Source organism: Arthrobacter sp. R4-81 (assembly GCF_054792365.1).
The window spans coordinates 1,300,596-1,319,350 of sequence record NZ_CP096445.1 but is presented as its reverse complement, the minus strand read 5'-3'; the positions used below and the strand labels follow the sequence as shown (position 1 = coordinate 1,319,350).

Sequence of the window (18,755 nt, the reverse complement as noted above, 5' to 3'; positions counted from 1 at the left end):
GGCTGTTAGCGCTCAGTAGACTGCCTGCAGGGCTGCAGCTATGGGCAGTGAACCGTCCCGGAACTCGATGGTGTGTCCCGCGGTCTCCGGAAGGCCCAGGACGGCCGCGGCCACCAGTGCCACGTTTGCCCGGGAGGTAGCGGTGCCCGTTGAGGTGTCTGCAGGGTTGACGTCAATGAGCCCGTTTCCCGGACCGTCGGTGAGGGTACCCGGGCCCAGGATGGTCCACTGAAGACCGCTCCCCCGCAGGTATTCATCAGCGGCGGCCTTCGCGTCGGCGTAGGGGAAAAAGCCGTTGTCCTTCGGTACGCCGTGTCCGGGCCCCGCGCCCAGATACGAGACCATAATGTACCGCCCCACTTCTGCCGCGGCCGCAGCATCCATCGAGCGGATGGCTGCATCCCTGTCCACGGCATAGGTGCGCGCCGGGTTGCCGCCTCCTGCGCCCGCCGACCAGACCACGGCGTCGTGGTTCTGCAAGGCGACGGCGAGCTCCGCCGTCGTCGAGTTTTCAACGTCAAGGATCGACGGCGTGGCACCAGTGGCGGCGACATCGTCCCGGTGGTCAGGATTGCGGATGTAGGACGTGACGCCCTGCCCCTGTGCGGAGAGAATGGTGGAGAGCTGCAAGGCCACTTTGCCGTGGCCGCCGATGATGGCAATACGCGTCATGCACTCATTGTGCCTCAGGCGACCGCCTGGGCCCGGGAAGGAGCCGTGATGCAGCAGGTCAACGCGAAGTACATCAACTTCGCGTCCATCATCGACAAAGGCACGCTGGAGCAGAATGTGAAGACATCCTCCATGCCGTTCATCTGGCCGCACCTCGCTTCAATGCCTGACGCACATCTGGGGAAGGGCGCCGCGGTGGGGTCGGTCATCCCCACGGTCGGCGCGATCATTCCCGCTGCAGTCGGCGTCGACATCGGGTGCGGAATGATCGCTGTCCGCACGCAATTCAGCCTCCCGGACCTGGACCACAAGGACCGTAAGACGCTGCGGGTGGCCATTGAACAAGCCATCCCGTTATCCGCCGGAAAGAACAACCGGAGGCTGACCGAAAGTGCCGCGGCAAGGGCCAAGGTCCTTGAGGCCAATGCCCGGAACGAAGGGTTCAACCCGTCCACCTACCTTGAGACCTGGGACCTGCAGCTGGGAACCCTCGGATCCGGAAACCACTTCATCGAAGTTTCCCTGGATCAGGACGATCGTGTTTGGCTGTTCCTGCATTCGGGCTCGCGAGGTGTGGGAAACAGAATCGCGCAACACCACATCAATGTGGCCCAGGATTACTGCCGTAGGCAAAGCATCACGGTGCCGGACCGGGACCTTGCCTATCTGGAGGAGGGCACACCGGAATTCAGCCGGTACATATCCGAACTGATGTGGGCCCAGAAGTTCGCCCTGCTCAACCGTGAGGAGATGATGGACCGGGTCGTCCGCGCCATGACCCAGTGGATGGGACAGCCGGTGGTGGAGAAGGAACGCATCAACTGCCATCACAACTACACCACCAGGGAACGGCATTTCGGGAAGGAAGTGTGGCTGTCCAGGAAGGGTGCCATCGACGCCTCCCTTGGCAGGCCCGGCCTCATCCCGGGGTCCATGGGAACCAGGTCCTATGTGGTGGAGGGAAAAGGATTCGCGCCTTCCTTGAATTCCGCCCCGCACGGAGCTGGACGCGAGTATTCCCGCACAGCCGCGCGGAAGACCTTCTCCCGGGAGGAACTGCGCAAGGCCATGAAGGGCATTGAGTACCGGGACACTGACGCCTTCATCGACGAGATCCCTGCCGCGTACAAGGACATCGACGTTGTGATGCAGGACGCCAAGGACCTCGTAGCCGTCAGGGCAACGTTGCGCCAGATCGTCAACGTCAAGGGTGACTAGCCCAGGCTGCTGTTTGGCTGCTCGGGGGTTGGGGTACGTGACCTGTGCAGCGGTAGTACGTTGCGACGATTCTCAGGAAATTCTTAGGAGAACTGCATGAACTACTCGGCCAGCCCCAACGAGAAGGCAATCACGGCCGGTGAGCTGAACCGCAGCCACGTCGGTCACACCATCAGCTTCCAGTCCAACGACTTCACCGTGGTTTTCGGGCGCATCGCCGGTATTGCCAGGACTGACGTCCAGGTCTATCTGTCCCTTGATGGTGTGTCAGGCGGGACCCATCTGAAGGACGAGTACGACCTTCCCGTGGGCCAGGAGGTCTACCTGCAGCTGGATCCCCTGAGCGGGGCCGGAAAGGCCCTCTCAGACGCGGAGAAGACCATCAAAGAAAAGCTGGACGATATTGTTCGGAACCTTCGGGACCGGGAGCAGAAGGCCGGTTCCGAGTAGCCCGCAAGGACCTGCCGGCCACTGAGATGAAGCGGAGATGGCTGTCCCTAACCGGCTTCATCTTCGTGCTGCTGGCCGCGGGCTGCGAAGGCCCCGCCCCATTCCAAACAGACACCGGCCCTCCCGAGGTGTCGGGGCCGCAGCAGACACAAGCTCCGACGTTGCCTCAGACGACGGCGGCGCAAACAGTCATGCCCCCGTCCACGATCCTGCGGCCCGGCAAGTACAGGTTCAACGCGGCCACCGGGGCTACCGGGGCGATGGAAATCCCCGCTCCGCCGGTCCCTGAAATCGAGGAACTACGGAGCCTGGTGAAGGAAGCTCCGGTCACGTACCTCACCGCCGTCGTCGATAACCGGCAGGGATCAGTAGCCATCAACATGGACAGCGTCAGCATTTTCACCCCGGAAGGGGCCGAATACAGGTATCAGAGCGCGTCCGGGTACATCAGCAGACTTCGTGAGACGTTGCGGGCCGACGCGCCTGCAGAGACCCGGGCCCGGTTCGATGAGCTTTTCAATGCGCACAGCGGCGAGGCACCGCCGCTGGGAATGATGGACTTCGTGCTGGTGGGGCCCCCGGTTCCGAAGGAAATGAGCGAAATCATCGTCCACCCCACCAGCGGTTTCCACCCGGTCCCGGCTGTCCCGGCAAACAACTAATGTGGATGCCGGGTTTCACATGGACGGCGCCTGGGTATGGGCTTGGTACCACCGACGAACTAAGTCATGGGGTCTCTGTCGGTGGAAGGCGGCTCGTTATGTCAAAACGGGGGTGACGAGCCGCCGCCTCAAACCCTTTGCAGCACTCCGTGCCATGGTTCGCAGCACCCCTCAGGCAGCATCGCGCGCCATTGACAGCCAGTCCAGGCCTGAGGAAACATCAAAGGTGCCGGTGCGCCTGGCTGCCCTCCGGGAGCCGACCTGTTGTCCGGCTTCTGGAAGGGTAAATAGATGCAGCCAGCACTCTCTCGTCTCAGATCCTTCCGGAGTGTGGCCACAACGGCCGCAGCCCTCGTGGCAGTCTCTGTGGCGGGTTGCACCAGCCCTCCGGGACTGCCCGACGAGCCCACGTCCCGTGCGGGGGATGTCCGGATCGCTGCTGTGGGTGACATGAACCCCGTCAAGAACTATGCGCCCGATAGCCCGTCCGGTTTGAATGGCGCCGCGATCACGAGGCTCGTACAGAACAACGAGATTGACGCGTTCCTGGGGCTCGGGGACTTCCAATACGACACGGCGTACTGCTCCAGCTATGTGGACTACTGGACACGGCTATGGGGAGGCACCAAGCCTAAGTTGTACTGGGTGTCCGCCCCCAACCACGACTGGAAACCGGGCCGCAACGAAGACCTCGACAAATTCATGAATGGCCAATGCCCGGGAGCCCCGTCGAAGGCTGCGATCAACGAGCAGCGTGGGTTCATCGGGAACGGGGAACCGTACTCGAAGGACTTCGGAAACTGGCACTTCGCGTTCTTGTCATCCGCCCACTGGCGATACAACGCCAAGGAGGCCCGGGCGTTGACGAAGTGGCTGGACAACGACCTCGCGGCTGCGAAGGCGGCAGGTAAGCACCTGGCAGTCGTGCATCACGAACCGTACTTCACGTCGGACACGAACGCACATGAGCGGGCCGCTGACCACAAGCCGTGGATCGATGTGATGTGGAAGCACCGCGTCCGCCTGACTTTGTCGGGGTCACAACACAACTACGAACGGTCATGTCCGGTGAACAACGCTGACCAGTGCGTCAGCGACGGGATGACAGCGTTCCAGGTTTCGACCGGAGGTATCTCCCTCCGCCCGTTCATCAGCAGTCCGTCGTACATCGTGAAGCGGTTCAGCAACACTCACGGGTTCCTTCGGATGACACTCCGGGTCGACGGGTCTTTCGACTGGAACTTCGTTCCAACGTCGGGGTCGGGCACGGATGCAGGTACCCAATCCGCACCATAGCTGGATTCAGTCCTTAAACAGCAGCAGGCCAGAGGCCTTACGCCTCTGACCTGCCGAAAATGTAGCGGTGGGGAGGCTCGATCTCCCGACCTCACGATTATGAGTCGTGCGCTCTAACCAACTGAGCTACACCGCCACGAATGAGAAAAACCTGCACCAAGCCGGTCAAAACCGCCTTGACACAGGCCCTCATTCAGAGCCCCCCACCGGAATCGATCCGGTGACCTCGTTCTTACCAAGAACGCGCTCTACCACTGAGCTAGGGGGGCAACGAGTAAATACTCTACCGGACATTCTCCCCACCAACAAATCGAGGAAAGGAAGGAGTGAAAGGCCCTGATTCAGCCGATCCTGCGGCCATTTAGGGGCCCCGAAAGCGGCCACGGCAGCCTGATGCCCGGCACCTGAACATCGTGGATTCCCGGCACTTAAAAAGAACGGGCCGGCCCGTAAAGGCCGGCCCGTTCTCAGGGACTAACTGGGCTTACCATTTGCCCTTGCGATTGAAGTCGCGCTGTCCGCCTTCGTTGCCGTGGCGGGGCTTGCGCGAGCCGTCACCGTGTCCTGCGAAGCGGGAGTCGCTGGACTGTCCACGGCTGGCACCGCTGTCGGCTCCAACGCTGCGCTCGGTGCGCTCGCTGTACGTGCGTCCACCGCGGTCAGCAGAGGAACGCTCGCCGCCGGCGTAACCGCCGCGGTCGCCGTCGTTCTTCCGGAATTCCTTTTTGAATCCGCCGTTGCCCTTGAAGTTTCCACGGTCCCCACCCGAGTAACCGCCGCGGTCGCCGCTACGGTTACCCTGGTAACCGCCACGCTCGCCGCCACCGGAGGGCTTGCGGCCGTTGTCCAGCTCGAGGTGGATCAGCTCGCCGCCGATCCGGGTGCGGGACAGGGCGCGCAACTGGTCAGCGCTCAGGTCCGCCGGGAGCTCCACGAGGGAGTGGTCCGAGCGGATGTCGATGCCGCCGATCTGGGCCGAGGAGATGCCGCCTTCGTTGGCAATGGCGCCAACGATGGAACCCGGCATAACGCGCTGACGGCGTCCGACTGCGATCCGGTAGGTGGCGTTGCCCTCGGTGAGGGTGCGGGTGGGGCCACGTGAGCCGAAGCCGTCCTTGGCGCGTTCGCGCTTCTGGAATTCAGGAGCAGCAGGAAGTTCCTTGACCAGGAGCGGCTGTCCGCCCTGAGCCATGACGGCCAGGGCTGCGGCGATCTCAGCGGCGGGAACGTTGTGCTCTTCCTCGTAGGAGGCAATGAGGTCGCGGAAGGCCGAGACGTCCTGGGACGCCAGGGTCTCCGTGATCTTTTCCGCGAACTTGCCAAGGCGCAGCGTGTTCACAGTCTCGGCAGTAGGCAGGTGCATCTGCTCCACCGGCTGGCGCGTGGCCTTTTCGATGGAACGCAGCAGGTACTTCTCCCGCGGCGTCATGAACAGGATCGCGTCACCCGAACGGCCTGCACGGCCGGTGCGGCCAATGCGGTGCACGTAGGACTCGGTGTCATGCGGGATGTCGTAGTTGATGACGTGGCTGATTCGTTCCACGTCAAGACCACGGGCAGCGACATCGGTGGCAACCAGAATGTCGATGCGGCCTTCCTTCAGCGCCTCAACAGTGCGTTCGCGCTGCTGCTGCGGGATGTCGCCGTTGATCGCGGCTGCCTGGAAACCGCGGGACTTCAGCTTGTCCGCGAGGTCCTCGGTGGCCATCTTGGTGCGTACGAAGGCGATGACGCCGTCGAACTCTTCAACCTCGAGGATGCGGGTCAGCGCGTCAAGCTTGTGCGGGCCCATGACCTGCAGGTAGCGCTGCTTGGTGTTGGCACCGGTGGTGGTCTTGGACTTCACCGAGATCTCGGCCGGGTTGTTCAGGTACTGCTTGGACATCCGGCGGATCTGACTCGGCATGGTGGCCGAGAACAGTGCCACCTGGCGGTCCGAGGGGGTCTGCTGGAAGATCTGCTCAACATCTTCAGCGAAGCCCATGCGGAGCATCTCGTCGGCCTCATCCAGCACGAGGTACTGGAGTTCGGAGAGGTCCAGGGAACCCTTGGCGATGTGGTCGATCACACGGCCCGGGGTACCGACAACAACCTGGGCGCCGCGGCGCAGGCCGGCCAGCTGAGGACCATAGGCGGAGCCACCGTAAACGGGAAGCACGGTGAAGTCATCGATGTGCTTGGCGTAGGAGGTGAACGCCTCGGCGACCTGGAGGGCAAGCTCGCGGGTCGGAGCCAGCACCAGGGCCTGCGTCTTGCGGGACGGGCCGTTGAGGTCGTGGAGCTCGGCCAGCCGGGAAAGTGCCGGTACTGCGAATGCTGCAGTCTTACCGGTTCCGGTCTGAGCCAGGCCCACGACGTCGCGGCCTTCGAGCAGCAGCGGGATGGTTGCTGCCTGGATGGGGGAAGGCTTCTCGTACCCGACGTCCTGCAGCGCAGCAAGAACGCGGGGATCGATGCCGAGGTCCACGAAGCGGATGCCTTCGGCCTCGGTGTCAGTGTCTCCAGCGGAGGTGTCAGCCTTCGGGGCTTCTTCGCGGGCGGCTTCCGCAGCAGGCGCAGCTTCTTCAGCAGGCGCAGCTTCTACGGGAGCGGGTTCGGTGAAGACGGGGGTGGAGTCAGCCGGTGCGGCTGCCTCGGAAGTCTCGACGCCGGCAGCGATCTCGGTGTTCGCTTCGAAGGGGTCGTTCTGATTTTCGGGCATAGGGAAGAATTCCTCATCCATAGGGGGCCAGGCGGCACAACCCGAGGGTGAGCGGAGCCGCAGTACATGTGCCGTGGATGCCGGGCATACTTTGACCGGCCGGTCACGTAGAAGTCCGGCGCTTTCGCAATCCCGTGGCAGGACTTCCCGCTGCATCTCTTGGCTGCTATCCCAGCAGTCTGTACAGCGTTTTCTTTAGCCGGCTCTCCCTATGAAAATGCCCGCAATCACATTGTCGGGCCCCAACACTTGCCAGTCCTGCCTCAAAAATTGGGCAAGAATAAGGGATTTCCGGAGTGGGGGATGTTTCAAGTGTAGGGTACAGGTGCCAACTCAGGGAAATCGGGAGGCCGACGGCGGCCGTGACCTTGCGCACATGGCGCACCTTCCGCCTGCACGACATCGGTGAAGTCGCCGGAAACCGGTCAACTCGCCGGAAGTTTACGGCGACCCGGCGCCTTTCCGGCGACCTCGACGGCGGCCGAGGCTAGGCCTGAAGCCTGCGCTCGAGCCTGGCAAAAGCCTCCTGGAACTCCGGCTGCAAGCGGATCTCGCCGTCGGCGTCGGCGTCCCGCAGTGCCTCCATGTCCTCAACGGTGGGTTCACTGAACCATTTGCCGATGGTGACTCCGTGCGTGGGCACGTAAAGCTTGTGGATGTGGTCTCCTGCCCTGATGGTTCCGGTCCGGAGGACGCGCAGATAGGTCCCCACCTTTCCGGCTTCCGCAAAGCGCTTGACCCACTGGGCCTCGTTCATGCGGCGTTGGAAGGTGGCGCACGGCGTTCGGGGGGATGTTACCTCCACCTCGACGTCGAGCCCGATTTTCCAGCGTTCGCCGATGATGGCCCCGGTGGTTTCGATACCGGAGACGCGCAGGTTTTCGCCGAAGATTCCGGGCGGAAGCTCCCGCTGCAGTTGGTCCGTCCAGTAATCAGCATCGGCTTGCGAGTAGGCGTACAGGGCCTGGTCCTCGCCGCCATGGTGGACGCGGCTCGCCTGGATATCGGCGTGAAGGCCGAGTTTGTGAACCTTCACCGGGCCTGTCACTGGTCGCTTGTCGATGGCGGTGACACCCACACTCCCCTCATCCTGGAGGAGCTGGTGTACGCGGCAGACTGCAAGCACAGCGGCGGTGTTCATGGCAACAGTCTAGGTTCTCCCGCCAGCGGCCTGCGGACCGGGCTGCAGATAGGTACTGCTCCCCCAGAAACTGTTAGCCGACGGGGTTTGCAACGGCTAGGCTGATTTCAGGATTGTCACTCCGGCGTTAGACCATGCCCGCAGTGCGCCATCGGAGTCAGCATGGACAAGCAAGGGGGACCCATGAACCCGAATCAGGACAAGAACCGGGACGAAAACGACCGCTCTTCAGGGGAACCACAGCCGGAGTGGAAAACTTCGCCTGCAGATTTCACACCGGACCCCTCAGGATCCAAGGCGCCGCCCTTCCAGGTTCCGAAGCCTGAGCTTCATCCAGAGCTCCTGAATCCGCAGAATCCCCCCACCCAGCTACAAGATGCAGCACAGCCACAGGACGGACCGCCTCCGCTGATCGACCCCTTCGCCCGCGAGAGGGAACGGGAACAGGCGGCCCGGAAGAAGCGTTCGCAGCGACGCACCGTCGTCGTCGGCCTTGGCGTTACTGCCCTCCTGGCCGGAACCATTACCGCCATCGTGGCGAGCAACGCGGATGAGCCGGACTACGCGCAGGTTTGTTTTGACGAGGCAACGGGTGAACGGGTGGAGGATACCCAGTGCAACAGCAGCGCCGGCCGGGGCGGCGGACTCTACGCGTGGTACTTTTACTCCCGAGGTGCCAACGTTCCGCCGGTGGGTCAGAACCGGACCAGCTACCCAAATTTCACCAGAAGCATCCCCGAGGGCGCGAAGGCTTCCACCGGTTACAGCACCAAGGGCGGCACTGTCAGCAGGGGCGGCTTCGGCAGCAGCTCCAAGGGTGGAAGTACGGGCGGATAGCGTGAAGAGACTTTCCTCAGCTCCCCGCCCAGGCTGGAAAGAGAAAATCCAGGAGCAGGGGCTGGTTTTCTCCACCACCACCATGCCGGACGGCAAGAAGATCGAATACTGGAACGAAGCCGCCTACTACGAGTTCAGCATGGACGAGGTGGAAACCCTCGAAAAGACTGCCGAGGACCTCCACCTCATGTGCCTGGAGGCCGCGAAGTATCTGGCCACCGGCGCCATGGGACCCATCGGAATCGGGCCGCAGGCCCTTGAACTGGCGGCAGAATCCCTGCAGGCCGGCGATATGGACATTTACGGGCGCTTCGACGTCATCTATGACGGCCAGGGTGGCGCCGCCAAAATGCTGGAATACAACGCCGATACCCCGACCGGGCTGATTGAAGCCGCCGTGGCCCAGTGGTTCTGGCTGCAGGACGTCTTTCCCGAAAAGGACCAGTGGAACGGGATCCACGAAGCCCTCATCCGGCAGTGGAAGAAGCTCCAGTACCGGACGGGCATGAGCACGCTCCACATTGCGCACTCTGAGGCCGAGGAATCCGGGGAAGACTGGATGACTGCTGCTTACATGCGGGACGTTGCAGGCCAGGCCGGGTGGACCACGATCGGCATCAACATGTCCGATATCGGCTGGGACCCGAATCTCAACCGTTTTGTGGATCTGGACAATTTCATGATCAGCACCATCTTCAAGCTCTACCCCTGGGAGCTGATGATGAAGGAGCCGTTTGGCCATCGCCTCCTGCAGCGTGCCCACAACCCTCGCTGGCTGGAGCCTGCCTGGAAGATGCTCCTCTCCAACAAAGCACTCCTGGCCGCCCTCTGGCACCTCTATCCGGACCACCCCAACCTGCTTCCGGCCTACCTGGACGATCCCGGGCCACTCAAGGAATGGGTGGCCAAGCCTTTGCACGGGCGCGAAGGGGACAACATCCGCATCAACGCGCCTGGCATCAATCTGGAGATGCCCGGAGGATATGGCCGTGAAGGCTGGTGCTACCAGCAGTACCACCCGCTCCCTGATTTTGAGGGCAACCATCCGGTGCTGGGGCTTTGGGTGGTGGATGGAGAATCCGTGGGCTGCGGCATCCGCGAATCCGACGGGCCCATCACCGATTACTTCTGCCGTTTTGTCCCCAACACCATTGACGCGCCTGCTCCCCTTTCCACCCAGGCACAATCCAGCAAGGCAGGTATTGCACTATGAGCACCGAGACAACGACGCCGGGAGTCCCCGGTTCGCCCGTTCCCTCCAAAGGGTTGCGGGCCGGGATCCTGGACCTCGGTGACTCCGTCATGCTGGGCCTGGCGTCCACCGCTCCGGTGTATTCACTGGCGGCCACTCTGGGGCTGATTGTGGCGGTCAATGGCAACTACACTCCCCTGATCCTGCTCCTGGGCTTCATCCCCGTGCTGTTCATCGCGTATGCCTTCCGCGAACTCAACAGCGCCATGCCCGACTGCGGCACCACGTTCATCTGGGCACGCCGTACTTTCGGTCCCTGGGCCGGCTGGCTCGGCGGATGGGGTGTCGCTCTGGCTGGCATTGTGGTGCTGGCAAACCTCGCCCAGGTAGCGGGCCAATATGTCTGGCTGCTCATCGGTGATGGGTCCTTGGCGGATAACAGCCTCCTGGTTACGGCAACCGGAGTGCTTTTCATCGCCCTTATGACATTGGTGAACTACCGGGGCATCCGCCTGGGCGAACACGTCCAACGCGTCCTGACGTACGTCCAGTACATCTCGCTGGGCATCTTCGTGCTGGCCCTCGTGTTCAGGATTGCGGGTGGGGCTCCGGAAGGTCAGGCGTTCGATATTGAATGGTTCAACCCTGTCGGTGCCTTTGCCGATCCCGGGGCCGTGGTGCACGGGGCGCTCTTGGCCCTTTTCATCTACTGGGGCTGGGACACGTGCCTGGCCGTCAATGAGGAAACCGAGAATCCCACTAGAACCCCCGGCCGCGGAGCCGTCATCTCCGCGTTCTTGCTCGTTGCCATCTACGTTTCCGTGGCCCTCCTGGTAATGCTGTACGCCACGATCGGCACCGAGGGAATCGGCCTGGCCAACGCCGAAAACCAGAACGATGTCTTCGTCGCGATGAAGGACGTGGTCCTGGGTCCCTGGGGCTGGCTCATCGTGGTGGCGGTGCTTGCCTCAGTGCTGTCCTCAACCCAAACCACCATCCTGCCAACTGCGCGAGGAACGCTCTCGATGGGAGTCCATGGGGCCCTCCCGGCCAGGTTCGGCCAGGTCCACCCCCGCAACCAGACACCAGGGTTTTCCACCACAGTGATGGGGGTCGCAGCCATTGCCTACTATGTGGTCATGAGCATCCTCAGCGAAAACCTGCTGTCTGATTCCATCAGCTCGATCAGCCTCTTCATTGCCTTTTACTATGCGCTGACAGGCTTTGCGTGTTTCTGGTTCTTCCGCGGAACGCTCCGCGAGTCAGCCAGGAATCTGTGGTTCCGCGGCATCCTGCCTTTGCTCGGTGCCCTGATGCTGACAGCGGCCTTCTTTGTTTCCGCGGTCCAGATGTGGGACCCGGCCTACGGCGACACAGAGATCTTCGGGGTGGGCGGCGCGTTTGTGAGCGGCGTGCTCCTGTTGTCGATGGGCGTGGTCCTGGCCGTAATGTGCCGGTTTGCACCGGCCACCCGTGGTTACTTCGTCAGCAAACGGGAGGTCACCACAGTCAGCCCGTAGGATGCTCCAATGAGCAACGCTGCTGAATTTTCCGCCATCCCCGCGGCCGCCTCGATTCCATCCAGCTCCGACGTCTTGGCTCTGGACGCGCTGCTAAGCCCTGAGGAACTGGCGTTACGGCAGCGGATACGGGATTTCACCGATCAGCGAATCCGTCCGGGTATTGCCGCTTGGTACGAGGACGCGGTATTTCCGCTGGAGCTTGCTCCCGAGCTCGGCGAACTGGGCGTGCTCGGAATGAGTCTTCGCGGGTATGGCTGCCCGGGCCGCACAGCCGTCGAGTACGGCCTGGCCGCGATGGAACTGGAGGCCGGGGACTCGGGTATCAGACACGGCGGGACGGAAGCGGAGAGGGCGCAGGCTGGCTGCTGGACGGCACGAAACGGTGGATCGGCCTTGCCTCTGTTGCGGGGGTGATGGTGGTCTGGGCCAGGACCGACGACGGCATCCGCGGCTTCCTGGTTCCCTCCGGTACGCACGGCGTCACGGCCACACCTATCGGGCAAAAGCTCTCAATGCGCGCTTCCATTCAGTGTGATGTGACGTTCGACGGCGTCCGGCTAGGTCCCGAAGCCCTGCTGCCAGGAGCGCGCGGCCTGCGGGGCCCGTTCACTTGCCTCAACGAAGCGCGGTACGGAATCGTCTGGGGTGCCATGGGCGCCGCCAGAGACTCCTACGAGGCAGCCTTGGGGTATTCCGTTGAGCGCCTGCAGTTCGGCAAGCCCCTGGCCGGCTATCAGCTGACTCAGGAGAAGCTGGTCAACATGCTGCTGGAAATCCAGAAGGGCACGCTGTTGGCTCTTCATCTGGGACGCCTCAAGGACGCCGGAAAGTTGCTTCCGGAGCAGATTTCACTCGGCAAGCTCAACAACGTCCGGGAAGCCATTGCCATCGCACGGGAGGCCCGCACCATCCTCGGCGGCAACGGGATTACCCTGGAACACTCTCCTCTGCGCCATGCTGCCAATCTGGAATCCGTCCGCACCTACGAGGGAACTGACGAGGTGCACAGCCTGATCCTGGGCCAGCATATAACCGGGTTGCCCAGCTTCCGCTAGCTCCCGGTACGGCCATTGGAGATGAACGAGAAGGCGTGGTCCAGGTCGGCGATCAGATCCTCAACATCTTCGATCCCGCAGGACAGCCGGATGAGGTTCTCGGGGACAGCCAGTTCCGTGCCTTTGACGGAGGCGTGGGTCATCTCCGCCGGGTAGTTCATGAGGGACTCGATCCCGCCAAGGGACTCGGCCAGGGTAAAGACGGAGGTGGACTCGGCGACCTTCCGGGCTGCGGCCTCTCCTTCCTTGAACTGGACGGAGACCATGCCCCCGAACTTCTTCATCTGTTTCCTGGCGAGCTCGTGTCCCGGATGCGACGGCAGGCCCGGGTACAGCACGGCCTCCACCTCGGGACGTTCCAGCAGCCACTCCGCCACGGCCTGGGCGTTCTCGCTGTGGCGGTCCATACGCACACCCAGGGTCTTGAGCCCGCGGGTGGTCAGGAAGGCGTCCATCGGGCCGGAGACCGCTCCGACGGCGAACTGCACAAAGCCGATCTTCTCCGCCAGCTCCGGATCCTTGACCACCAGGGCACCGCCCACCACGTCGGAGTGTCCGCCGATGTATTTGGTGGTGGAGTGAACCACGACGTCAGCCCCGAAGCCGAGCGGGTTCTGCAGGTAGGGGGACGCAAAGGTGTTGTCCACCACGAGGAGGGCCCCGGCGTCGTGCGCTATCTCGGCGAGCGCCGCCATGTCGGTGATCTTCATGAGCGGGTTGGACGGTGTTTCAACCCAGACGAACCGTGTCCTGTTGGCCGCAACGGCATCCCTCACGGCATCGAGGTTGGCCATATCCACGGGCGTGTTCCCGATCCCCCAGTCGCCCAGGATGCCGTTGATCAGGCGGTATGTTCCGCCGTAGGCGTCATTGCCGAGAACGATATGATCCCCCGGCCGGGTGAGCGCCCGGATGAGGGAGTCTTCCGCGGCCAGGCCCGAGCCGAAGGAAAAGGCTGCCGTGCCGCCTTCCACGGCAGCAAGCTGCTCCTGAAGTGAATCACGGGTGGGATTGGCGCCGCGGCCGTATTCGTAACCGTCCCGGAGCCCGCCGATCCCGTCCTGCGCGTAAGTGGAGCTGAAGTGCAGCGGCGGGACCACGGCACCGGTACGGGGTTCGAAGGCCTGGCCGGCGTGAACGGCGCGGGTGTTGAAGCCGGCGGATTCTGAGACGGGCATGATGCTCCTTGAGTCGTTGCTGAGTAGGGAGGCGGTCAGTGGCTGAGGTAGGCGAGCAGGTCGTGGCGGGTGAGGATACCCACCGGGGCGCCGACAAACGTCACCATCACGGTGTCGACGTCGGAAAGCAGTTCGCGGGCGGCCGAAATGGTTTCCAGCGAGCCGATGACGGGCAGCTTCTCCCCCATGTGTTCGGCGATCTTGTCCGTCAGCTTGGCTTCACCGCGGAACAGTTTGGCGGTCAGGGAGCGTTCATCGACGGCGCCCAGCACCTCGCCCATGACCACCGGTGGTTCCTGCGACAGGACAGGGATGTGGCTGACGCCGAACTCGTTCATGATGTTGATGACGTCGCGGACGCTCTCATTCGGGTGGATGTGCACCAGGTCAGGCAGCTCCCCCGTTTTGGACTTAAGCACCTCTCCCACGGAGGTTTCCTCGCCGCCGGACAGGAAGCCGTAGGAGCGCATCCACTTGTCGTTGAAGATCTTGGCGAGGTAACCGCGGCCTGAATCGGGCAGGATAACCACCACCACAGCACTCTCCGGTAGGTCCCGGGCGGTCTGCAACGCCGCGACCACGGCCATGCCCGATGATCCTCCCACCAGGAGTCCTTCCTCGCGGGCCAGGCGCCTGGTCATGGCAAAGGAGTCCCCGTCAGTGACGGCGATGACGTTGTCAGGGACGGCTTTGTCGTAGTTGGCTGGCCACATGTCCTCGCCCACGCCCTCGACGAAGTACGGCCGCCCGGTTCCGCCTGAGTAGACCGAGCCGGCGGGGTCAGCCCCGATGATCCTGACCCGGCCGCCGTCGGACTCGGGACGGTCGGCCGAAACCTCCTTGAGGTAACGCCCGGTGCCGGTGATGGTGCCGCCGGTTCCGGCGCCGATCACAACATGCGTGACCTTACCGTCCGTGTCCTCCCAGATCTCAGGGCCGGTGGTCAGGTAGTGGCTGCCGGGCGCGGCCGGATTGGAGAACTGGTCCGGCTTGTAGGCGCCGGGGATCTCCGTCACGAGCCGGTCGGAGACACTGTAGTAGCTCTGTGGGCTGTCCGGTGCGACGGAGGTGGGAGTGACTACGACCTCCGCCCCGTAGGCCTGGAGGACGGCGCGTTTGTCCTCGCCCACTTTGTCCGGCACCACGAAAATGCACTTGTAGCCCTTTTGCTGGGCTACAAGGGCGAGTCCGACTCCGGTGTTTCCGGAGGTTGGTTCCACTATGGTTCCGCCGGGCTGGAGTTTGCCGCTGCGCTCAGCATCCTCAATCATCTTCGCCGCGATACGGTCCTTGATGGAGCCGCCGGGGTTCAGGTACTCGAGTTTGACCAGGACGGTAGCCCTGATGCCTTCGGTGACGTGGTTCAGTTTGATCAGCGGGGTGTTGCCGATGAGGTCCAGGATGGACTGGGCATACTTCATAGGTACAAAGTTACCGCTAGTGCCGTGCCTGGCCTTGGTCGGCCACACGCCCTTCTGCCCGGCGGGGTGCTGATGGCTAGCCGGCCGGCTGCTGCTCGGCAGCCGCGCTCTGTTCGCTGGGAGAGGCGTTCTGCCACAGCCCCATGAGATTTCCTTCGCTGTCCCTGAAGTACGCCGCAAAGCCCATGTCCATTACAGGCTGCTTGGGGGAAACCACCGTCCCGCCAAGGCCCGCGATTTTGGCCAGGGAGGCATCGATGTCCTCCACGTCCACGGTGATGACGGGGACTGTGAGCTCCCCCTCCTTCTTGAACATTCCGCCGTTGATGGAGCCCGGTTCGGTCGGCGTTCCCTGTTGATCAGTTGGCGTCGTCATCACCATGTTGTAGTCCATATCCGGCACCGGGCTGATATCCCATCCAAATGCCGAACTGTAAAACTCCCTGGCACGGTCCTGATCGTCCGTGGGGATTTCGAAGTGCACAACTCGTCCAGCCATTGATTCACCTGACAATTCGAAAGGCCTGGCACGGGCGGTCCGCGCCACACGCAAATTCTAGTCTCGGCGCCCTTTTCGGGTAAGCGTGGGAGGGACCCTGTACGTGTGTGCCCCCGGCCCCTGCCCCACTGACCAGTCCGCGTTCCTGTCAGCCGGGCGTGGGAGCATAGTCATGTGACCCCCGCTCCCCCATATACAGGCTTGGCGCCTGTCGCCGCGTTTGCCGACGCCCCTGGCATTCAACTCGGGACAGCTGCCAGCGACGGGACAACGCATGCCGATGCCTCGCTGCAGTGGTCACCGGATGGGGACTATGACCTCCTCCAGACACTGGGCATCCTTCTGCGAGGAAACTCAGATCCCGCCGCCAGCATCCGGCGTGATGGATACTGGCTGGCCTTTACGACGCCGGACGGCCCGGCCACCCTGCGTCTCTCACCACGGACTTCCGGTTCCGGAACGGTAATCGATGCTGCCGCATGGGGCCCCGGCTCCACTGCCGCGATCGAGGGCGTGCCGGCGCTGCTCGGGGCCGGGGATGACTGGTCCGCTTTTGATGAACCGGCGTTCCACGCCACGCTTCCTCCGTTGGTGGTTGAAGCCCGACGCCGGAACAGGGCTGTGCGTTTGCCTTCCACATTGCGGGTCGTTGATTCCCTGGTGCCTACGATTCTGGAGCAGAAGGTCACGGTCATCGAGGCACGCCGCGGCTACCGCTACCTCATGTACCGCCACGGCACCCCTGCCCCCGGCGCCGGTACCTTTGCCCCCGCCGGACTCCTGGTGCCACCGACGCCCGAGGCATGGCTCCGCATTCCGTCCTGGGAGTGGCATAAGGCGGGAGTGGGACCCCAACGATCTGCTACCGTCATGCGGGCGCTGCGCTCCGCCGCCGCGCTTGAACGCCTCGCCGGGCTGCCGGCCGCGGAGGCAGCCGAAAAGATGCAGACTATTCCGGGGATCGGAGTGTGGACCGCCGCCGAGGTAGTGCAGCGCACGCACGGCTGCCCGGACTCCATCGCAGTGGGCGACTACCACCTCGCGGCTTACGTCGGTGCGGCGCTGACAGGCAGGAGAACGGACGACGCCGGCATGCTGGACCTGCTCGCACCGTGGAAGGGGCACCGCCAACGTGTCGTCCGGATGATCGGTCTGAGCGGCTTCCGCAAACCCACCTTCGGACCCCGGATGACCATTCAGGACCACCGAAGGCACTGAGCCTACCGCTCCAGTCAGAGCCCCAGCCTGGCCACTGCTTCCTCGCGCATCTCCACTTTGCGGACTTTGCCGGATACCGTCATCGGGAAGCTTTCCCTGACATCCACATAGCGGGGAATCTTGTAGTGGGCCAGGCGTCCGCGGCAGAAGTCGGCTACGGCATCCGCATCCAGGGGCTCGGTTCCTGGCACCTGGATGATGCAGGCCATCAGTTCCTCGCCGTACCTGGCATCCGGGACGCCAATCACCTGGACGTCCTGGATCGCAGGGTGGGTGTAGAGGAACTCCTCGATCTCCCGGGGATAGATGTTCTCGCCGCCGCGGATCACCATGTCCTTGATCCGGCCCTCAATCACCACGTAACCGTCGTCGTCCATCCGGGCCAGGTCTCCGGTGTGCATCCAGCCGTCCGCGTCGATAGCCTCGGCGGTCTTTTCGGGCTGGTTCCAGTAGCCCTGCATCACCGCGTAACCCCGGGTGCACAGTTCCCCGATCTGGCCATGCTCCAGCACCTCCCCGGTGCCCGGGTCGATGATCTGGCTCTCAAGCCTGGGCATGGTCCGGCCCACGGTCTGGGTGCGGTGTTCCAACGTGTCTCCCCGCCGGGTCATGGTGGAGACGGGGGACGTCTCGGTCATGCCGTAGCAAATGGCAACGTCCCGCATGTTCATGTCTGCAATGACCCGGTTCATCACCTCGACAGGACACGTGGACCCTGCCATCACCCCGGTGCGGAGAGTGGAGAGATCGTAGGACGCAAAGTCCGGCAGCGCGAGTTCGGCGATGAACATGGTGGGAACGCCGTACAGGGAGGTCCCGCCGAAGTCCTGGACTGCTTCGAGGGCAGCGGACGGGCTGAATCCACGGCTTGGAATGATGGTGGCAGCTCCGTGACTGAGGGCGTTGAGGTTGCCGATCACCATGCCGAAGCAGTGGTAAAACGGCACCGGGATCACCACGCGGTCATGTTCGGTGTAGCCGAGCAGCTCACCAATCGCGTAGCCGTTGTTCAGGATGTTGTGGTGCGTCAGCGTCGCGCCTTTGGGAAATCCGGTGGTTCCCGATGTGTACTGCAGATTTATGGGATCGTGCGGGTCAAGTTCCGCCATCCGCGCCTTCAAGCCGGCATGCCCGACGTCGTCGGCGCGCTTGAGCAGCTCGGCGTAACTCAATTCGGTGTCGCTTTCCGGGACACCGGCGTCGAGGCCCTCCACTCCGGAATCCGGCAGGAAAACAAGCCCCTGAAGGGCCGGGCACGCGGCGAGGGCCTCGCGGGCCATGCCCACGTAGTCGCTGTTGCTGTCCGAGGGCGCCGCTACCAGCATCCGCATGCCGTTTTGTTTCACCACAAATTCGAGTTCGTGGCTGCGGTAGGCGGGATTGACGTTGACCAGAATGGCCCCGGCCTTGGCCGTGGCGTACTGCAGGATGGTCCATTCGGCGCAGTTGGGACTCCAGATCCCGATCCTGTCCCCTTTGCCGATTCCCATGGCCAGCAGCGCCCTCGCGAGCCGGTCGACGTCGTCGTTGAACTTCGTATAACTCCACCGGCGCGCATCTTCGCCGGCAACCGGGGCCGCTTCAATCAGCGCATCGTGGAAGGGAAATTCGGCCACCATCCGCTCAAGATTCTGACCGATGGTCTCTTCGAGCAACGGGACGTCAGTGTCCCCGGCTGTGTAAGCGCGCATG

Annotated in this window: 15 protein-coding genes, 2 tRNA genes and 1 pseudogene; 9 read left to right on the top strand and 9 right to left on the bottom strand. The window is 63.2% G+C overall.

The features are described from left to right. Positions 1–12: 12 nt before the first annotated feature. Positions 13–672 carry an SDR family oxidoreductase gene (locus tag M1E05_RS06185; RefSeq protein WP_458111659.1) on the bottom strand — a complete coding sequence of 220 codons (660 nt, stop codon included), beginning with the start codon at positions 670–672 and terminating at the stop codon, positions 13–15. A 48-nt stretch (positions 673–720) separates the two neighbouring features. Between M1E05_RS06185 and M1E05_RS06180 the strand changes: the two genes are divergently transcribed. The 4 genes from M1E05_RS06180 to M1E05_RS06165 all read left to right on the top strand — a co-directional run bounded on the left by M1E05_RS06180 (position 721) and on the right by M1E05_RS06165 (position 4,298). Then, positions 721–1,890 carry an RtcB family protein gene (locus tag M1E05_RS06180; protein ID WP_461164756.1) on the top strand — a complete coding sequence of 390 codons (1,170 nt, stop codon included), beginning with the start codon at positions 721–723 and terminating at the stop codon, positions 1,888–1,890. Between the two features lie 96 nt (positions 1,891–1,986). Continuing rightward, positions 1,987–2,340, top strand: a complete 354-nt coding sequence (locus M1E05_RS06175) for a hypothetical protein (RefSeq protein ID WP_458111661.1) — start codon at positions 1,987–1,989, stop codon at positions 2,338–2,340. Between the two features lie 191 nt (positions 2,341–2,531). Further along, positions 2,532–3,002 (top strand): hypothetical protein, encoded by a 471-nt coding sequence (locus tag M1E05_RS06170; protein ID WP_461164755.1) that lies wholly within the window; start codon positions 2,532–2,534, stop codon positions 3,000–3,002. Between the two features lie 291 nt (positions 3,003–3,293). Further along, positions 3,294–4,298, top strand: coding sequence for a metallophosphoesterase family protein (locus M1E05_RS06165; RefSeq protein ID WP_461164754.1), 1,005 nt, complete (start codon positions 3,294–3,296; stop codon positions 4,296–4,298). A gap of 62 nt (positions 4,299–4,360) precedes the next feature. Here M1E05_RS06165 and M1E05_RS06160 read toward each other — a convergent pair. The 4 genes from M1E05_RS06160 to M1E05_RS06145 all read right to left on the bottom strand — a co-directional run bounded on the left by M1E05_RS06160 (position 4,361) and on the right by M1E05_RS06145 (position 8,140). Next, positions 4,361–4,434: transfer RNA gene (locus tag M1E05_RS06160), tRNA-Met, on the bottom strand. A gap of 61 nt (positions 4,435–4,495) precedes the next feature. Then, positions 4,496–4,567 (bottom strand) — tRNA-Thr (locus tag M1E05_RS06155). 215 nt (positions 4,568–4,782) lie between these two features. Then, positions 4,783–6,999 carry a DEAD/DEAH box helicase gene (locus M1E05_RS06150; protein WP_461164753.1) on the bottom strand — a complete coding sequence of 739 codons (2,217 nt, stop codon included), beginning with the start codon at positions 6,997–6,999 and terminating at the stop codon, positions 4,783–4,785. Between the two features lie 487 nt (positions 7,000–7,486). Beyond that, positions 7,487–8,140 carry an MOSC domain-containing protein gene (locus M1E05_RS06145; RefSeq protein WP_461164752.1) on the bottom strand — a complete coding sequence of 218 codons (654 nt, stop codon included), beginning with the start codon at positions 8,138–8,140 and terminating at the stop codon, positions 7,487–7,489. A 183-nt stretch (positions 8,141–8,323) separates the two neighbouring features. On the opposite strand from M1E05_RS06145, the gene M1E05_RS06140 reads away from it, so the two are divergent. The 4 genes and pseudogenes from M1E05_RS06140 (at position 8,324) to M1E05_RS06125 (ending at position 12,747) form a co-directional block, all read left to right on the top strand. Continuing rightward, a complete protein-coding gene (locus tag M1E05_RS06140) occupies positions 8,324–8,977 on the top strand; it encodes a Tat pathway signal protein (protein WP_461164751.1) in 654 nt (217 codons plus the stop codon). Position 8,978: 1 nt separating this feature from the next. Continuing rightward, positions 8,979–10,190: a glutathionylspermidine synthase family protein gene (locus M1E05_RS06135; protein ID WP_461164750.1), complete on the top strand. Its 1,212-nt coding sequence runs from the start codon at positions 8,979–8,981 to the stop codon at positions 10,188–10,190. Next, complete coding sequence (locus M1E05_RS06130) at positions 10,187–11,689, top strand: APC family permease (RefSeq protein ID WP_461164749.1); 1,503 nt, start codon at positions 10,187–10,189, stop codon at positions 11,687–11,689. The genes M1E05_RS06135 and M1E05_RS06130 overlap by 4 nt, the downstream gene beginning before the upstream one ends. A 9-nt stretch (positions 11,690–11,698) precedes the next feature. Further along, positions 11,699–12,747: pseudogene (locus M1E05_RS06125) on the top strand (acyl-CoA dehydrogenase family protein). On the opposite strand, the gene M1E05_RS06120 reads toward M1E05_RS06125, so the two are convergent. The 3 genes from M1E05_RS06120 to M1E05_RS06110 all read right to left on the bottom strand — a co-directional run bounded on the left by M1E05_RS06120 (position 12,744) and on the right by M1E05_RS06110 (position 15,845). Continuing rightward, positions 12,744–13,925 (bottom strand): cystathionine gamma-synthase, encoded by a 1,182-nt coding sequence (locus M1E05_RS06120; protein WP_461164748.1) that lies wholly within the window; start codon positions 13,923–13,925, stop codon positions 12,744–12,746. The pseudogene M1E05_RS06125 and the gene M1E05_RS06120 sit on opposite strands and share 4 nt — an antisense overlap. A 35-nt stretch (positions 13,926–13,960) precedes the next feature. Further along, positions 13,961–15,346: a cystathionine beta-synthase gene (locus M1E05_RS06115; protein ID WP_458111672.1), complete on the bottom strand. Its 1,386-nt coding sequence runs from the start codon at positions 15,344–15,346 to the stop codon at positions 13,961–13,963. 76 nt (positions 15,347–15,422) lie between these two features. Then, a complete protein-coding gene (locus tag M1E05_RS06110; protein ID WP_461164747.1) occupies positions 15,423–15,845 on the bottom strand; it encodes a VOC family protein in 423 nt (140 codons plus the stop codon). A gap of 237 nt (positions 15,846–16,082) precedes the next feature. On the opposite strand from M1E05_RS06110, the gene M1E05_RS06105 reads away from it, so the two are divergent. Continuing rightward, the gene (locus tag M1E05_RS06105; protein WP_458114547.1) at positions 16,083–17,063 is read left to right on the top strand and encodes a DNA-3-methyladenine glycosylase family protein; all 981 of its coding nucleotides are present in this window, start codon (positions 16,083–16,085) and stop codon (positions 17,061–17,063) included. A gap of 14 nt (positions 17,064–17,077) precedes the next feature. Here the strand turns inward: M1E05_RS06105 and M1E05_RS06100 are convergent, their stop codons facing one another. Continuing rightward, on the bottom strand, positions 17,078–18,754 hold the full coding sequence (locus M1E05_RS06100) for an AMP-binding protein (protein ID WP_458111674.1): 1,677 nt from the start codon (positions 18,752–18,754) through the stop codon (positions 17,078–17,080). Position 18,755: the final 1 nt, after the last annotated feature.

Excerpts from the sequence above, each read along its gene's own strand:
- M1E05_RS06185 (WP_458111659.1), bottom strand. The coding sequence starts at position 672 with ATGACGCGTATTGCCATCATCGGCGGCCACGGCAAAGTGGCCTTGCAG.
- M1E05_RS06180 (WP_461164756.1), top strand. The coding sequence starts at position 721 with ATGCAGCAGGTCAACGCGAAGTACATCAACTTCGCGTCCATCATCGAC.
- M1E05_RS06175 (WP_458111661.1), top strand. The coding sequence starts at position 1,987 with ATGAACTACTCGGCCAGCCCCAACGAGAAGGCAATCACGGCCGGTGAG.
- M1E05_RS06170 (WP_461164755.1), top strand. The coding sequence starts at position 2,532 with ATGCCCCCGTCCACGATCCTGCGGCCCGGCAAGTACAGGTTCAACGCG.
- M1E05_RS06165 (WP_461164754.1), top strand. The coding sequence starts at position 3,294 with ATGCAGCCAGCACTCTCTCGTCTCAGATCCTTCCGGAGTGTGGCCACA.
- M1E05_RS06150 (WP_461164753.1), bottom strand. The coding sequence starts at position 6,999 with ATGCCCGAAAATCAGAACGACCCCTTCGAAGCGAACACCGAGATCGCT.
- M1E05_RS06145 (WP_461164752.1), bottom strand. The coding sequence starts at position 8,140 with ATGAACACCGCCGCTGTGCTTGCAGTCTGCCGCGTACACCAGCTCCTC.
- M1E05_RS06140 (WP_461164751.1), top strand. The coding sequence starts at position 8,324 with ATGAACCCGAATCAGGACAAGAACCGGGACGAAAACGACCGCTCTTCA.
- M1E05_RS06130 (WP_461164749.1), top strand. The coding sequence starts at position 10,187 with ATGAGCACCGAGACAACGACGCCGGGAGTCCCCGGTTCGCCCGTTCCC.
- M1E05_RS06120 (WP_461164748.1), bottom strand. The coding sequence starts at position 13,925 with ATGCCCGTCTCAGAATCCGCCGGCTTCAACACCCGCGCCGTTCACGCC.
- M1E05_RS06115 (WP_458111672.1), bottom strand. The coding sequence starts at position 15,346 with ATGAAGTATGCCCAGTCCATCCTGGACCTCATCGGCAACACCCCGCTG.
- M1E05_RS06110 (WP_461164747.1), bottom strand. The coding sequence starts at position 15,845 with ATGGCTGGACGAGTTGTGCACTTCGAAATCCCCACGGACGATCAGGAC.
- M1E05_RS06100 (WP_458111674.1), bottom strand. The coding sequence starts at position 18,754 with ATGCGCGCTTACACAGCCGGGGACACTGACGTCCCGTTGCTCGAAGAG.